A 16183-nucleotide genomic window follows, 5' to 3' on the forward strand; every position below is an offset into this window, starting at 1 on the left:
TCCGGCAGCCGACACTTTAGGGTGTCGGCTTTTATTTTTGCTTAAAAAGTGTTTCCAGCAATTCAGAAGACTAACTTTCATTAAATTTAGACGTAAACAAGCTGGCAAAACATACTATAATAACTTTAAACAATCAGACACAATTAAATGGAGGTCGTTTAGCATGGAAACAACCAAATACAAATTAATGGCAGTGATGGGGGCAGGGCTAGAAGCCATTGTCGCCAAAGAATTAAAAGCCTTGGGGTACCAAGTTCAGACGGAAAATGGGCGGGTCTTTTTTGAAGGTGATTTGACCGATATCTATCGCACTAATTTATGGTTACGCACTGCGGATCGCATTAAAATTGTATTAGCTGAATTTACGGCAACGACCTTTGAAGAATTATTTCAAGGGGTTAAGGCCTATCCCTTTGAGGACTTAATTCCATATGATGGAAAGTTTCCGGTCGATGGTCGTTCTAAAAATTCAATCCTACATTCTGTGCCAGCTGTCCAGAGTATTACCAAAAAGGCCATTGTTGAGCGTTTAGCGGCGACGTATCAGACGCGAGGACATTTACCAGAAACTGGAGCACGCTATCAGATTGAAACAGCGATTGACCGTGACCATGTGATGCTGACACTCGATACGACGGGTGACTCGCTCTTTAAACGTGGCTACCGAACCGAAAAAGGAGGAGCGCCTTTGAAGGAAACAATGGCAGCTTCTTTGGTAACTCTGGCGCATTGGTTTACAGATAATCCGTTTGTGGATCCAGTGACTGGTTCTGGCACAATTCCGATTGAAGCGGCCTTAATGGGGCGTAAGATTGCGCCTGGTTTGAACCGTGAATTTGATATTTCATATTGGGATCAATTTGATTCAAAGATTGGACAAGCATTAAAAAAAGAAGCGCGGACGATGATTGACTTTAATGTTGAACTTAATATTCAAGGTTATGATATTGATGAAAATATGATTCAAATTGCGCAAGCCAATGCTGATTTAGCGGGAGTGGGAGAAGACATTACGTTTAAGCAGTTGGCCGCTAAAGACTGGTCGACGACGGAAAAGAATGGTGTAATTGTGGCTAACCCGCCCTATGGTGAACGTTTAGGTGATACCGAATCAGTCCGAAAACTTTATCATGAAATGGGCTACATTTATCAACAAATGCCAACCTGGTCAAAATATATTTTGACTAGTGATGAAGGGTTTGAAGCCGCGTATGGACAAAAAGCAACTAAAAAGCGCAAACTCTATAATGGAGCCTTAAAGGTTGACTTGTATCAATATTGGGGACGAAAGGAACGTTAATTTATATGGAAACTGATTTATTAAAGGGCATGAATCCACAACAGGCCCAAGCCGTCACCACTACAGAAGGACCATTATTAATTATGGCTGGCGCGGGATCAGGTAAAACGCGTGTTTTGACGCATCGGGTGGCTTATCTTATTCAAGAAAAGCATGTTGCCCCTTGGAATATTTTAGCGATTACTTTTACTAATAAAGCCGCACGTGAAATGCAAGAGCGAATTGCCGCTTTAGTTGGAGGGGCCGATGCGAGTCGAATTTGGGCTTCAACTTTCCACGCGATGGCCGTGCGCATTTTACGCCGTGATATCGATAAGATTGGTTACAAGCGGGATTTTACCATTATTGATGCCAGTGCCCAAAAAAGCTTGGTAAAACGGATTTTAAAGAGTCAAAATGTCGATATTGAAAAATTTGACCCACGCTCAGTTCTAGGAGCGATTTCGAATGCTAAGAATGCGTTGGAAACACCACAAGATTATCAGCAACATGCAGAGGGTGTTTTTGAAAAAATTGTGGCTGAGGCTTATGAAGCATATCAAAAACAATTACATCTAAGCCAATCCGTTGATTTTGATGATTTAATCATGTTGACGATTCAACTATTTGAAACGGATCAGGATGTCTTAAAATACTATCAAGATAAGTTCCAATATATTCACGTGGATGAGTATCAAGATACGAATGATGCGCAGTATCGTTTAATTCAAATGCTAGCTGCTCAATGGAAAAACTTAGCGGTTGTCGGGGATTCAGATCAGAGTATCTATGGTTGGCGTGGAGCTAATCTTGAAATTATTTTGAATTTTGAGCAAGATTATCCTGGCGCAAAGCGGGTAATGTTGGAGCAAAATTATCGTTCAACGCAAAATATTTTGAACGCGGCCAATGATGTGATTGCGCATAATGATGGGCGAATTGCCAAAAATCTTTGGACGGATAATGGGGCAGGTGATTTGATTACCTATCATCAAGCGAACAGTGATCGTGATGAAGCCGTTTATTTGGTGAGCGAAATTACAAAGGCAGTGAAAGCTGAAAGTCGAAATTATCAAGATTTTGCGGTTTTGTATCGGACGAATGCGCAGTCACGTGGAATTGAAGAGGCCTTCGTTAAGGCGAATATTCCGTACACCATGGTGGGCGGGTCAAAGTTTTATGAGCGTAAAGAAATTCGTGATATTTTGGCGTACTTGTCGTTAGTGACGAATCCAGCTGATGATGAAAGCTTTTTGCGTGTAGTCAATGAACCAAAACGTGGCTTGGGTGATACTTCAATTTTGAAGCTGCAAGTCTTTGCGAGTGAACAAGGCTGGCCCCTTCTTCAAGCCGCTACGAATGCAGATTTAATTAATAATTTACAAAGCCGAGCCAAAAATCAACTGGCAGCGTTTGCAGCGCTGATAAATAAGTTTGTGCAAGCGACTCAAGACGAGATGAATTTAACAGAATTAACGCAAATGATTCTCGAAGACAGTGGTTATTTGTCCGCCTTAAAAGCTCAACCAACACCTGAAAATACGGGACGAATTGAAAATTTGGAAGAGTTTTTAACTGTGACAGAGCAGTTTGATAAAAATTATCAGCCGACTGAGGAAAGTATCTCAAAATATGTTGATTTTATGGGTGAATTAGCTCTCGTTTCAGACATTGATAATGTAAACGAAGACGACAACAATGTGACGCTCATGACCTTGCATGCTGCTAAAGGACTGGAATTCCCGGTTGTCTTCTTAGTAGGAATGGAAGAGTCAATTTTCCCTTCTTATCGGGCCATTATGGACCCCAAACAGATGGAAGAAGAACGGCGTTTGGCCTATGTGGGAGTCACGCGGGCCAAGGAAAAGCTATATTTGACTAATGCTTATTCTCGGATGTTATATGGGAAAATGAATAATAATTTACCATCGCGGTTTATTGATGAAATTTCTGACCAATATCTAAAACGCGATGCCACCGGTCAGTTAAATCATTTTGAAAACCTTGAAGCAAGTCTGCCTTTTGCCCGTCGTCAAACGCCTGCACAAGGAACGACTTTTAGCGGACGGTCCCGTCATAATGCTAATCAGGACCCTAAGAAGACGTCGAGTGTGCAGGTCCATCAAGCACCACAAAATACGGTGTCAGAAGCTGTAACTTGGACCGTGGGTGATCACGTCAACCATCGTAAGTGGGGTGTTGGTACCGTTGTGAAGGTGCAAGGTAGTGGCAATGATATGGAACTTGATATCGCTTTTGAAAATATGGGTATCAAGCGTTTGTTAGCGGCCTTTGCACCGATTACAAAGGAATAATAATTGGGATTAAAAGTAGGAGGTTAGAAACCATGTCCGATGAAAGTTCGACTTTGGCAGCAGCCGAAGTGCGCTTAGAACAATTACAAACGCAGTTACATCAATGGGCAACCGAATATTACCAAAATGATAACCCTTCAGTGGAAGATCATGTGTATGATGCCGCCTATCAAGAAGTCGTGGAAATTGAAGACCAGTTTCCGAGCTTAATTAGTCCAGACTCGATTACACAACAAGTCGGAGATCAAGTTAAGGCTGAATTATCGAAGGTGACACATGCTGTGCCAATGTTGTCCTTAGGGGATGTTTTTTCTTGGGATGAGTTAGGATCTTGGATGCACGGCGTCCAAAATCAATTTAGTGCTCCTTTGGACTACAATGCCGAGTTAAAGATTGATGGTCTGGCCATTAGTCTTCAATATGAAAATGGAAAATTAGTACAAGCTTCTACGCGTGGTAATGGGATGGTTGGGGAAGATGTGACCAATAATGTCTGGCAAATTCAAGACATTCCACATCAGTTAAGTGAAGCTCTGACGGTCGAGGTGCGTGGTGAAATTTATATGCCAAAGGCTGCCTTTTTGGCCTTAAATGAGCAACGTGATCGTGATGGTCTGACGCCTTTTGCAAATCCACGTAATGCTGCCGCGGGGTCTTTGCGACAATTAGATTCTAAGATTACAAAGCAGCGGCAGTTAGCTGGTTTTATGTATCAAGCAGTCGATTCGCAAAATGTTTTACAAGTGGCCACCCAAGCGGAACTGTTACAACGTTTTGCCGAATTAGGCTTGCCAGTGAATCGCGATAATCAGGTTGTTAATGATTTGGATGAGCTCCAAACGTATATTACCGATCAGACAGCGCGTCGAGATGAACTGGCGTACGGAATTGATGGAATTGTAGTTAAAGTCAATGTTTTAGCTTTACGATCACAATTAGGTAATACGGTGAAAGTGCCACGCTGGGCGATTGCATATAAATTCCCTGCGGAAGAAAAAGAAACAATTTTACGTGAAATTGAATGGACGGTTGGTCGGACGGGTGCCGTGACGCCCACAGCAATTATGGATCCGGTAACTTTGGCGGGGACATTAGTGTCACGAGCTTCATTGCATAATCCGGAGTATTTAAAAACAAAAGATTTACGTCTTGGAGATACGGTGACTTTGCATAAAGCCGGTGATATTATTCCAGAAATTGGGCAAGTAATTTTAAGTAAGCGTGCACCTGAGGCACCGACTTATATAATTCCAACGCAATGTCCGGAATGTGGCGAGACTTTAGTGCACGTTGATGGCGAAGTGGCCTTACGTTGTATTAATCCCGCTTGTCCGGCCCAAGTTCAAGAAAAGTTAACCCATTTTGCTTCCCGAAATGCGATGAACATCGATGGCCTTGGTCCTAAAATTATTCAACAATTATTACAGCGCCAATTAGTTAATAGTGTTGCTGATTTGTATCATCTTAATTTAGATGATTTGTTAACCTTGGATAAATTCGGTCCTAAAGCAGCGCAGAATTTATTAGATGCTTTGACAAATTCAAAACAAAATTCATTGGAGCGATTGTTGTTTGGCCTCGGTATTCGCACGGTGGGCGCTAAGGCTGCCCGGTTAATCGCGGTGCGTTTTTTGACGATTGAGCAAGTGATGAACGCCAGCGTTGATGATATTGCAACGATTGATGGGGTCGGGCCGATTATTGCTAAAAATGTGGTGCAATTTTTCCAAGAAGTTGAAGTGGCCCCAATGATTCAAGATTTACAAAAGTATGGTGTCAATACAGATTATCTACAAGAAGCACCGCGTGAAACGCTAACCGAATTGGCGGATAAGAAGGTTGTTTTAACTGGTAAATTAGCTGATTTGACCCGGAGCGAGGCGACGCATTGGCTGGAACAACATGGAGCCCAATTGAGTAGTTCGGTTTCTAAAAAAACAGATATTTTGATTGCCGGTTCGGATGCGGGAAGCAAGCTAACGAAGGCGGAAAGTTTAAATGTGCCAATTTGGTCAGAAGCTGATTTACAAGCTTTAATGCAAAAACATCAGTGATTTGTTAGAATATGAAAGAATAAGCAAAAATCAAGGTAAAAGAGGAATACACATGCGCTATATAAAATGGATTGGAGCGGCCATCGGTGTGATTGTATTAGGGGGCGCTTTGCTGTTTTTTGGGAACTATTATTCTAAAAATTCAGCGGAGGTGGCGTCTAAAAACACTAAAACAACTGTGAATAATAAGGTCACTTCTAAAAAAGGAATTAAGTTGACCGGAACCGCCACGCAAGATAATTATAAGTCGGTCATTAAAGACGGAAATTATCTTGTTGGAAAAGCGCGCGGAATCACGGCTAGTCAAAATGACAACCAATACAATACTGAAAGCTTTGAAAATGGATTATTAAATTTAGCTAAGAATAAGTTTTCACCAAAATCATATATTTTCCAAGAAGGTCAATATTTAGATGCATCGACTGCTAAAAAGTGGTTGGATCGGAAATCTGATTCTAATCCGGATGGGTTGAATCCAGAAGATAATGGTAAGAAAGATGATGGACGTAATCCTTTGTATTTGCAGGCGATTGAAGAGCAAGACTTCATGGTACAGTCTAGTGATGCCTTACAATTGAAGGGGATTATGTTGGGCCTAGCGATGAATAGCGAAGATATTTATCAAAAGGAAGAATATGGTGCTAACTATACGCAAAAGATTGACGATAACACGCGTATTGCGAAAGGGAAAGAATTAGCGGCTGAGGTAGTCAAGCGTTATCGTAAATTAGAGGGTGTGAATTCCAATACACCAATTGTGGTCGCATTGTTTACCGAAGCCCCTAGTGATAGCCTGACTGGCGGAACTTTCTATAGTTATACGGAATCAAATAATGGAGATAAAATCAGTGGATTTACCCCTGTGAATGATATCAATGTAGTATTGCCAATGCAGGAGAACACATTTAACTACAATGAAATTGCCGCGAACTTGAATGGTGATTTTATTAATTTCCAAAATACGGTTCAAGGGTTCTTCCCAAATCTGTCTTATATAACCGCGCAGGCTCAATATCATGATAAAACCTTAGCTAGTTTGAAAGTGGATGTTACAACCCAGTTCTATTCACAAACAGAAATGAATAGCTTTACGAATTATTTGGCACAAACCGCACCTAGTATGTTACCGACGGATGTGGATGTCCAGATTCGCGTCAAGACGGTGAATGGAGTTCAAGCTGTGCTGGTACAAAAAGCCAATGGTAAGTCGTATGAAGTCATTCAATTAGGTACAACTAATTAAAGTTAAAGTGCATGCTTGGTAAAAGAGTTCCATAAATGGGGCTCTTTTTATTTTAGTTTTGATTATGAACTAAGCATCAAGGCTTGAATTTTTCATATTTGTCAGCTTAATTTAACAATGTACTAGGTGTGTGCAATGGATTTTTTTATGGTAATCGCAGTTAGAGGGAAGGCACGATTTTGACGTTATGTAAGTTCAATTGAGAGAGATGGCCATGCTGCTCCCCGCCTGCCATCTTATTTGTAACAAAAACTTTTTTGCATACTTATGTTATGGAATTCTAATTTTGGGTTCATTGCCATTGGAAAGTATACAAGCGAGTACAAGAATAATGAAATTTCTGCAAATAGCCTAAAATTTTAAAGTTATAGGGGCGTTAAGATTAATTATGGAGAAGTTATTGTAGGTGAAACGATAGATTTTAAATATAAAGTGTAAAAAACATAATAACCGTTAATTGAAAGTAGACTAGCCCTTGTGAGTGGAACCATCTTCTGATATAGTAGATGAAACAATTTTAGAAAGACGAGGGTTAGGAAATGGGATTTCATCAATATTTGTCAGGCTTAACGGAATTAGAAATGATTAATCGGGCTCCAGGCTATTTTAAGTATTTCCCACACTCCGTAGCAGCACATTCGTGGAAAGTAACCCAAGTTGCTCAATTTTTAGGTGATATTGAGGAAAAGCAGGGGGAGACCGTTGATTGGCAGTTGTTGTATGAAAAGGCTTTAAATCACGATATTAATGAACGATTTATCGGTGATATTCGAACCCCGGTGAAATATGCTTCTTCAGAATTGCGGCATATGTTGGCGGACGTGGAGGAGTCTTTGGCTGATAATTTTATTCGAATGGAAATTCCAGCAGGTTATCGGGATGCTTACCATCGACGCTTGTCAGAAGGGAAGGATGATACTTTAGAGGGTCGCATCCTATCAGTAGCGGACAAAGTTGATCTCTTGTATGAAGCCTTTGGCGAATTGCAAAAAGGAAACCCTGAACCCGTTTTCTTAGACATTTATAAAGAAAGCTTGGAAACGATTTATGCTTTTCGAGACATGAATAGCACTAAATACTTTATTCATGAAGTTTTACCGGAAATGTTAGCTGAGGAATTTCCCGGATCAGAACGCTTGCAACGAATTTATATTGGTATTTTTAACCAAGGCATTGATCAAGCGGATGATGAAGAAAAATTAGTTTAAACTTAATGAAAGATGGCGTATAATGAAATTATTAAACACCGTCTTTTTTTGACGCAAGGAAAAGTGATTTGGTAGTAGAGACCAGATAGTGAGGTATGAAGATAGATGATTACGCAACAAGCAGATCGTGAATATGAGGTGGTTTCTAAATACCAGCCTACTGGTGATCAACCGGATGCCATTGAAAAGCTCACCACAGGGTTGAAAAATGGAGTGAAGGAACAGATTCTATTAGGGGCAACCGGGACGGGGAAAACTTTCACCATTTCCGAAGTGATTGCTAATGCTAATAAGCCGGTTTTAGTACTTTCACATAACAAAACCTTAGCGGGGCAATTATATGGGGAATTTAAAGAATTTTTCCCTAACAATGCGGTTGAATATTTTGTTTCTTATTATGATTATTATCAGCCGGAAGCCTATGTTCCTTCATCAGATACGTATATTGAAAAAGACTCTTCCATCAATGATGAAATTGATAAATTGCGAAATTCGGCGACTTCTTCATTGTTGTCACGTAATGATACGATTGTCGTGGCTTCGGTCTCATCAATTTTTGGATTGGGAGATCCACAGCAGTATCGTGATCATGTGATTAGTTTGCATGTGGGCGATGAAGTGGAACGTAATGGTTTGATGCGAGACTTGATTGATATTCAATTTCAACGGAATGATATTGATTTTCAGCGTGGTCGCTTCCGAGTTCGGGGTGATGTCTTAGAGGTTTTCCCAGCTTCTTCTGATGCGAAGGCGCTACGAATTGAATTTTTTGGTGATGAGATTGATCGGATTCGCGAAATTGATAGTTTGACAGGTGAAATTGTATCTGATTTAGATACGGTCACTATTTTCCCAGCCACACACTTTATGACGAATGAGAAAATTCGGGAACGGGCGGTTAAGACTATTCAAGCTGAATTAGATGAACAGTTAAAAAAATTCGAATCAGAAGGAAAGCTACTTGAAGCACAACGCTTAAAGCAGCGGACAGAATATGATATTGAAATGATTCGTGAAATGGGCTTTACCACTGGAATTGAGAATTATTCGCGGCATATGGATGGACGTAAACCGGGTGAACCGCCTTTTACGTTACTCGATTTCTTCCCGGATGATTTCCTAATTGTTGTCGATGAGTCACACGTGACAATGCCGCAAATCCGAGGGATGTATAACGGCGATCGCGCGCGGAAGCAGACCTTGGTTGACTTTGGCTTCCGTTTACCTTCAGCACTCGATAATCGGCCGCTCAAATTAGCAGAATTTGAAGAGCATGTACACCAAATTATCTATATGTCAGCGACTCCTGGTGATTATGAAACCGAGCGGGTTCCTGAAAATGAGATAATTCAACAGATTATTCGGCCAACCGGGTTGTTGGATCCTGAGATTGAATTGCGGCCGGTCAATGGGCAAATTGATAATTTGTTGGGTGAAATTAATGCCCGGGCGGAGCGAAATGAGCGCGTGTTTGTCACTACCTTGACGAAAAAAATGGCTGAAGACTTGACGGATTACTTGGAAGATGTGGGGGTCAAAGTTAAATATTTGCATTCAGATATCAAAACTTTGGAACGGACGGAAATTATTCGTGATTTACGGTTAGGTAAATTTGACGTTTTAATTGGAATCAATCTGTTACGTGAGGGAATTGACGTGCCAGAAGTTTCATTAGTGGCGATTTTAGATGCTGATAAAGAAGGCTTTTTACGAAATACGCGTTCCTTGATTCAAACGATTGGACGGGCGGCTCGTAATGAGAATGGGCATGTAATTATGTATGCGGATCATGAAACTGCATCGATGAAAGCTGCGATGGAGGAGACCGCGCGGCGGCGGAAATTGCAGATTGCCTACAATGAAGCGCATGGCATTACGCCGCATACGATTATTAAGCCGGTGCGGGATTTGATTTCGGCTTCACATCCGACTGATGAAAAAGAACAACCGCAGTCATTTACTGAGGTAGCCTTTAAAGATATGGCTCATGAAGACCAAGAAGCAATGATTAAAAATTTGGAGGAACAGATGCGGGCGGCGGCTAAGCGCCTAGACTTTGAAGACGCTGCTAATTTGCGTGATTCTGTGATGGAATTAAAATTACAGTTAGATTGATAATAGATTTATAAAAGGACTGGCACCGTGGTTGGCGACCAGTCCTTTTGCTTAAGTTAATTTTGATGAAGTCCCTGTAAAGCTTGCTGGTGAGCACCCTGGTTGGATCGATCCGGAATCCACTGGGTGATAACCAGTTGAAAATAATCTTGGAGGGCTAAGAGTTGGCTTAGTTCCGTTGTATATTGTTTAGCATATGCTTTTCCAATACTATCGCTAAGTAGGCGCGAGTCAGTAAAATATTGGACCGTTGTTTGCTCAGGAATTGGACAAATTTTTAAGAGCTGTTGAAAGGCCCAAATGGCAGCCTGAAATTCAGCCTGATGATTATTGAGATGTTTGGGGAGCGGCTGATGTAATTGAATTTGTTTTTGAGCTTGTAAAATTAAGAGACCTGCGCCATTGGTTTGTTGTTTAAAATCGGTCGCCGCATCAGAATAAAGCTGGATGAGCATACTATCACACCTCGTTTTCTGTTATACTATAATTTAATTATATAGTTAAAGCAAATGGGGGACAAATTATGCGTGGATTGTATCAACCAGCGGGCTTAAGTGGCTTGGTGAATTGGGCCTGGATTTTAATGGTCGGATTGCTAGCCTTAATTTTACAATTGGAATTTATCACATTTAATTGGTGGACAATATTGGTCACGCTTTTATTTGTGTTTCTAGTTGCTTTTGTGATTGTGCGGCGGCGGATTGATGTAAACGCAAATTATATTCATTTTCGGCAATTATTTAGCTTTAATCGCTTATCAATTCGGTTTGATGGGATGGAACATGTTCAACCAACGCGGCATGGCATTATATTTGATTATAATGATAATTCATATAATATGATAATTTCAAAAAAAGTACGGACACAAATTTTAAAAAAATTGGGAGTATAGAATGGGACAGACAACATTTACAGTAGATGAACAAGTTGGTCGGCTAGATAAAGTTATCGCACAATATTTGCCGGATTATTCCCGTTCCCAAGCAAATGAATGGATTAAGGAAGAACGCGTATTAGTCAATAGCGAAGTTAAAAAGGCTAAATATCAAGCTAAGCTAGGAGATGAAATTCAAGTGGATATTCCAGACCCCATTACTTTGGATTTGAAAGCTGAAAATCTCCCGCTTGACATCATTTATGAAGATGATGATTTATTAGTGGTGAACAAACCACAAGGGATGGTGGTACACCCCGCACTAGGGCATCCCGATGGTACTTTGGTCAATGCTTTAATGTATCATACGCCTTTATCAAATATTAATGGAGTCTTGCGTCCTGGGATTGTTCATCGGATTGATAAAGATACATCTGGCTTATTAATGGTTGCTAAAAATGATCATGCGCACGAGACTTTGTCAGAGAACTTGAAAGCAAAAAAGAATTTGCGCGAGTATCTGGTTTTGGTTCACGGTGAATTTAAAGAAAATAGTGGAACGATTAATGCACCGTTGGGTCGCTCGAATAAAGACCGTAAAAAGCAAGCGGTGGTGGCTAATGGACGGGAAGCAGTGACCCATTTTAAAGTTTTGCGACGCTATGTCGGCTATACCTTATTATCCGCTACATTGGAGACAGGTCGAACCCATCAAATTCGCGTTCATTTGGCTTATATCGGACATCCAGTAGCGGGGGACCCTTTATATGGCCCTAAGAAAACTTTACCAGGTAATGGACAGTATTTGCATGCGCATACTTTGGGGTTAACACAGCCGACAACGGGCGAAGAATTAATTTTTGAAGCGCCCTTGCCGGACTACTTCACCGCAATGTTGAGTCAATTAGAACCTTATAATGAGATGAGCGAGGATTAATATGGCAAGTAAAGAAATTGTAGATGGAATGTCAATGCAACGGGCATTAACGCGGATTACCTATGAAATTATTGAACGTAATAAAGGAGTTAGTAATCTAGTTTTAGTTGGGATTAAAACGCGCGGTGTTTACTTGGCACAACGGATTGGTGAGCGTTTGCAACAATTAGAGGATGTTGCGATTCCAGTTTTGACGTTAGACATTGAAGCTTATCGTGATGATCGTGAGCCAAAAGACCAACGTCAACCCCAAATTGATTTGGATTTGGATGGGAAACGGGTTGTTTTAATCGATGACGTTTTGTATACGGGACGAACGATTCGGGCAGCTTTGGATGCGTTGATGGATAATGGTCGACCAGCAGTGGTTAATTTAGCTGTTTTGGTAGATCGTGGTCATCGGGAGTTACCGATTCGAGCTGACTTTGTTGGTAAAAATATTCCAACAGCAATTTCAGAACGGATTAAAGTTAATGTCCGTGAATTAGATGGGCAAGATTCCGTTGAAATTCACTCATAAGGTAGTGAGGGGAGTTGCTAAATGACCCAACGATATTTAATTTTACAAGATCAAAGTGTCTATCCAGGTGAAGCCTTTGGGGCACCAGCGACGACTTTTGGTGAGATTGTTTTCAATACCGCCATGTCAGGGTATCAAGAGATAATTACCAATCCAATTTATCATAATCAAATCTTGATGTTTACTACCCCCACGATTGGGGCAGCTGGTATTAACCATCAAGCAGATGAAGCCATTGTACCCACGATTAAAGGGGTAGTTGCCCGAGAAATCGCGGACGTTTCCACAAATCGGTTACAGCGGATGAGTTTGGATGCTTTTTTGAAACGTCATAATATTCCAGGAATTGCGCGGATCGATACGCGTGCCTTGGCCCGCCATTTACGGCAAACAGGGACGCAAAAAGCAAGTATCGTTGATGTGCCAGATGATCACGCGTTTGATCAATTAAAAGCGATGGTATTGCCAACGAATCAAGTGGCACAGGCTTCAACGCCTAAAGCCTATGCTAATCCTGGGCGAGGAGCGAATGTTATTATCATTGATTTAGGTCTGAAAAATGGGATTTTACGTAATTTGCGTGATTATGATGCCAATATTACGGTCTTGCCACATGATACAACCTTAGAGCAAGTGGTTAATTTAGATCCGGACGGTATTGTGTTGTCATCAGGCCCTGGTGATCCGCATATTTTAAGCGAACCATTATTGAAATTAATTCGGACTGTGCAAAGTGAAATTCCACTTTTGGGAATTGGATTAGGGTATGAATTGTTCGCCTTAGCTAATGGGGCTGAATTAGAAGAACTAACTTTTGAACGGCATGGTATGAACCATCCGATTCGTGAGCAAATAACTGGTAAAATTATTTTTGCAAACCAGGGAAATGGTTATGTGATTAACCGAGCTTCACTCAAAGCAACAGCCCTGATGGTGACGCATATGGATCTTATGGATCACTCAGTGCAAGGCGTGCGGCATCGAGATTACCCAGCATTTGGGGTTCAATTTTTCCCGGATGCTGCGCCTGGTCCAATTGAAGCCACAGATATTTTTGCAGAATATATGGAAATTGTGTCTGCACGCCGAGGAGGGAGTCGACAATGGTTGAACGAATATTAATGATTGGTGGTTCAGCCAATGATTTTGACCATGAAACGGAAAGTGATTTAGCCAGTTATCAGATGGTCTCAGCTTTACGTCAAAATGAAGCTGAAATTTTTATGGTGGATGATAATCCGTATGCGTTTACGATTGAACGAACGGATATTACGCCGATTTTTTGTGCTTTAACTTTAGATAATCTCTTAGCAATTATTGAACAGAATCAAATTACCGCCGTTGTAACGACCGCTGGTGGGTTGGTGTCAATGAATCTAGGTCGTCAGCTTCAAAAAACTTTGGGGACAGCGGCGCCCAAGATTTTAGGCTTGTCTAGAGATGCCCTAGAGGCCGCCCAAGATACGACGATTTTACGTAACCATTTGAATCGGTTAGGAGAAAAAACGGTGGCCGCGCGCTTAGCAAATAATGTTTCTGAAGCATTTGAGGTGGTGCGCGAAATTAATTTCCCAGTAGTAGTACGGCCGATTGCTCCAAATGGAGGTCTTTTGCGGTTTAACGTGAATGATGCTGAACGGTTAGAGGAAGCAGTTGAAAAAGGTCTAGAGCGTTCGCAAATTCATCAAGTCAATATCGACCAAAGTATTCGTGGGCATCACGAAATTACCATCGTTGCCTTGCGCGACCGCGTGGGCAATACCCTGATTGTGGGTGGGATTGAAGATATGGATCCGGTAGGGATTCATACTGCGGACTCTATTGCTTTTACACCAATTCAAAGCCTTTCAGACCCCATTATTCAAAAGTTGCGGCAAACGACGATTAAAATACTACATGAGTTTCAAATTATGGGGATGGCGCAGGTGCGCTTTGCGGTGAATCCCGAAACAGATGAATATGTCGTAACGCGATTGACTCCTTATTTTGACCGCCAATCATCTTTGATTATGGTTGCCACGGGTTATCCATTAGTGCCAGTCGTTACGAATTTAATCTTGGGTAAAACTTTTGAACAAATTCATTTGCCCGCCAAATTTAGTAGTAATTCGGCTTTGTTGGAGCCAGTGATGGACCACGTGGTTACACGTTTTCCCGTTTTTAATTTCGGAGAATTTGAAGCGAATTGGATTGTAACTGATCATCGTCTGAATACCGTTCAAAAATCAGTCGGGGCGACGATTGGAGTGGGACGCAGTGTTGAAGAAGCCATTGAAAAGGCTTTACGAGCGGCGCACTTTAATAGTCGTGATTTTTCACCAACAATTATGAATTCTTTGACTGAGGACGACTTGATTGAACGAATCATTCATCCCCGGAATAATCGAATTTTGGTGTTGATGGAAGCTTTGCGCCGCGGTTATACAGTTGATGAATTAGCTGAGATGACAAAAATTGCGCCATTTTATTTTTATAAATTAAAGCGAATAATGGAATTAGAAGATTCAGTGGCTAAAAATCCATGGGATGAGACTATTTTACGTGAGGCAAAGTATTATGGCCTAAGTGATGGATTATTGGCGCGCTTATGGAATGAACCATATGAAAAGGTACGGCGTTTCCGCTGGGACCATAATATTCTGCCAACTTATAAGGCCTTTGACCCGTCTGCGGGTGAATTTGATGAAGAAAATTCACATTATTACAGTACGTTTGAAAGTGAGAATGAGACAAAGCAATTAGATATTGAGTCAGCTTTGGTCGTTGGAACGGGAGCCTTTCGCTTAGGGGATGGCGCAGCCGCTTCTTATACCATGGCATCAGTTGCATCAGAACTGCGACGGCTCGGAATTCCAACGATTGTGGTGAATAATAATCCGCATGGGCTCTTGTTTATTCCGCAGAGTGCGGATAAACATTATTACGAGCCGCTTGAGTTGTCCGATGTGATGAACATTTTGGAAATTGAACATCCTAAGTATATTTTTATTCCTGGTAATCGAATTAAGTTAATCAGAAAGCTGCGGGAAATGAACATTCCAGTGTATGTGATTGCTAAGGAAAAATATTTACCATCAACGCTCTACGAAGCACATGAAAAAATTGTCATTGATTACTTTTGGGATGGTCAAAAAACTTACCCTTTGGCGATGGAAAAACAGGATAATGATGAAATGGTGATTGATCAACGAGCCATGACACCATCATTATATGCGGCTTTACCCCGCCCTAAGTTGGCAGTGACGCGTGCCGGTTTATATCAATTGATGGTTGATCACTGGCCAATTGAAGGTGAAGTTACGGCGGACGATTTGCGCCCAATGCCTTTTACGCATATGGCATTTTTGGCAAAAATTACCGGTGTAAATTGGTTACGGATGATGGTTCGTTATATGACGGGACGACAAAGCGAGGCGGATACGCACTTAGTTGAGCATTGGGTTGATTATCAATGGTCAACTGAGGCAGGTCGTTTGGTCTATACGCATCCTGATTTTATGACACATTTAAATGTGCATGAACACCAGATTGATAATGGAAGACTAGCGATGGGAGCGCATATTGAGCCCCTCGAGCAGGAAGTTGATTCGGCGGAAAATTATACATCTTGAGATATTTCATGAATTAAGGTATACAAT

Annotated in this window: 12 protein-coding genes; 11 read left to right on the forward strand and 1 reads right to left on the reverse strand. The window is 41.3% G+C overall.

The features are described from left to right. Window positions 1–163: 163 nt before the first annotated feature. From ACJQWY_RS01765 to uvrB, 6 genes are all read left to right on the forward strand, one after another. Entirely contained in the window at window positions 164–1300 is a 1137-nt protein-coding gene (locus ACJQWY_RS01765) for a THUMP domain-containing class I SAM-dependent RNA methyltransferase (RefSeq protein WP_407076043.1), read from the forward strand. Between the two features lie 5 nt (window positions 1301–1305). After that, window positions 1306–3594, forward strand: coding sequence for a DNA helicase PcrA (pcrA, locus tag ACJQWY_RS01770; RefSeq protein ID WP_407076044.1), 2289 nt, complete (start codon window positions 1306–1308; stop codon window positions 3592–3594). A gap of 32 nt (window positions 3595–3626) precedes the next feature. Further along, window positions 3627–5648, forward strand: coding sequence for an NAD-dependent DNA ligase LigA (ligA, locus tag ACJQWY_RS01775; protein ID WP_407076045.1), 2022 nt, complete (start codon window positions 3627–3629; stop codon window positions 5646–5648). A 52-nt stretch (window positions 5649–5700) separates the two neighbouring features. Then, window positions 5701–6891, forward strand: coding sequence for a CamS family sex pheromone protein (locus ACJQWY_RS01780; protein ID WP_407076046.1), 1191 nt, complete (start codon window positions 5701–5703; stop codon window positions 6889–6891). Between the two features lie 539 nt (window positions 6892–7430). Continuing rightward, window positions 7431–8099 (forward strand): YfbR-like 5'-deoxynucleotidase, encoded by a 669-nt coding sequence (locus tag ACJQWY_RS01785; protein ID WP_407076047.1) that lies wholly within the window; start codon window positions 7431–7433, stop codon window positions 8097–8099. Between the two features lie 105 nt (window positions 8100–8204). After that, window positions 8205–10214: an excinuclease ABC subunit UvrB gene (gene uvrB / locus ACJQWY_RS01790; RefSeq protein WP_407076048.1), complete on the forward strand. Its 2010-nt coding sequence runs from the start codon at window positions 8205–8207 to the stop codon at window positions 10212–10214. Window positions 10215–10270: 56 nt separating this feature from the next. Here uvrB and ACJQWY_RS01795 read toward each other — a convergent pair whose 3' ends face one another. Further along, window positions 10271–10669: an RNase H family protein gene (locus tag ACJQWY_RS01795; RefSeq protein WP_407076049.1), complete on the reverse strand. Its 399-nt coding sequence runs from the start codon at window positions 10667–10669 to the stop codon at window positions 10271–10273. Window positions 10670–10737: 68 nt separating this feature from the next. Here ACJQWY_RS01795 and ACJQWY_RS01800 point away from each other — a divergent pair, with 68 nt between their 5' ends. Genes ACJQWY_RS01800 through ACJQWY_RS01820 form a run of 5 tightly spaced genes read left to right on the forward strand, consistent with a single transcriptional unit; the run spans window position 10738 to window position 16156 of the window. Continuing rightward, entirely contained in the window at window positions 10738–11106 is a 369-nt protein-coding gene (locus tag ACJQWY_RS01800) for an EbsA family protein (protein WP_407076050.1), read from the forward strand. A gap of 1 nt (window position 11107) precedes the next feature. Beyond that, a complete protein-coding gene (locus tag ACJQWY_RS01805; protein ID WP_407076051.1) occupies window positions 11108–12025 on the forward strand; it encodes an RluA family pseudouridine synthase in 918 nt (305 codons plus the stop codon). A gap of 1 nt (window position 12026) precedes the next feature. Further along, window positions 12027–12545, forward strand: coding sequence for a bifunctional pyr operon transcriptional regulator/uracil phosphoribosyltransferase PyrR (gene pyrR, locus ACJQWY_RS01810; protein ID WP_407076052.1), 519 nt, complete (start codon window positions 12027–12029; stop codon window positions 12543–12545). Between the two features lie 21 nt (window positions 12546–12566). After that, window positions 12567–13667, forward strand: coding sequence for a carbamoyl phosphate synthase small subunit (locus ACJQWY_RS01815; protein WP_407076053.1), 1101 nt, complete (start codon window positions 12567–12569; stop codon window positions 13665–13667). Further along, window positions 13649–16156 (forward strand): ATP-binding protein, encoded by a 2508-nt coding sequence (locus tag ACJQWY_RS01820; protein ID WP_407076054.1) that lies wholly within the window; start codon window positions 13649–13651, stop codon window positions 16154–16156. Before ACJQWY_RS01815 ends, ACJQWY_RS01820 begins: the two co-directional genes overlap by 19 nt. Window positions 16157–16183 lie beyond the last annotated feature (27 nt).

Source organism: Weissella kandleri (genome assembly GCF_045504165.1).
Taxonomy (GTDB): domain Bacteria; phylum Bacillota; class Bacilli; order Lactobacillales; family Lactobacillaceae; genus Weissella; species Weissella kandleri_A.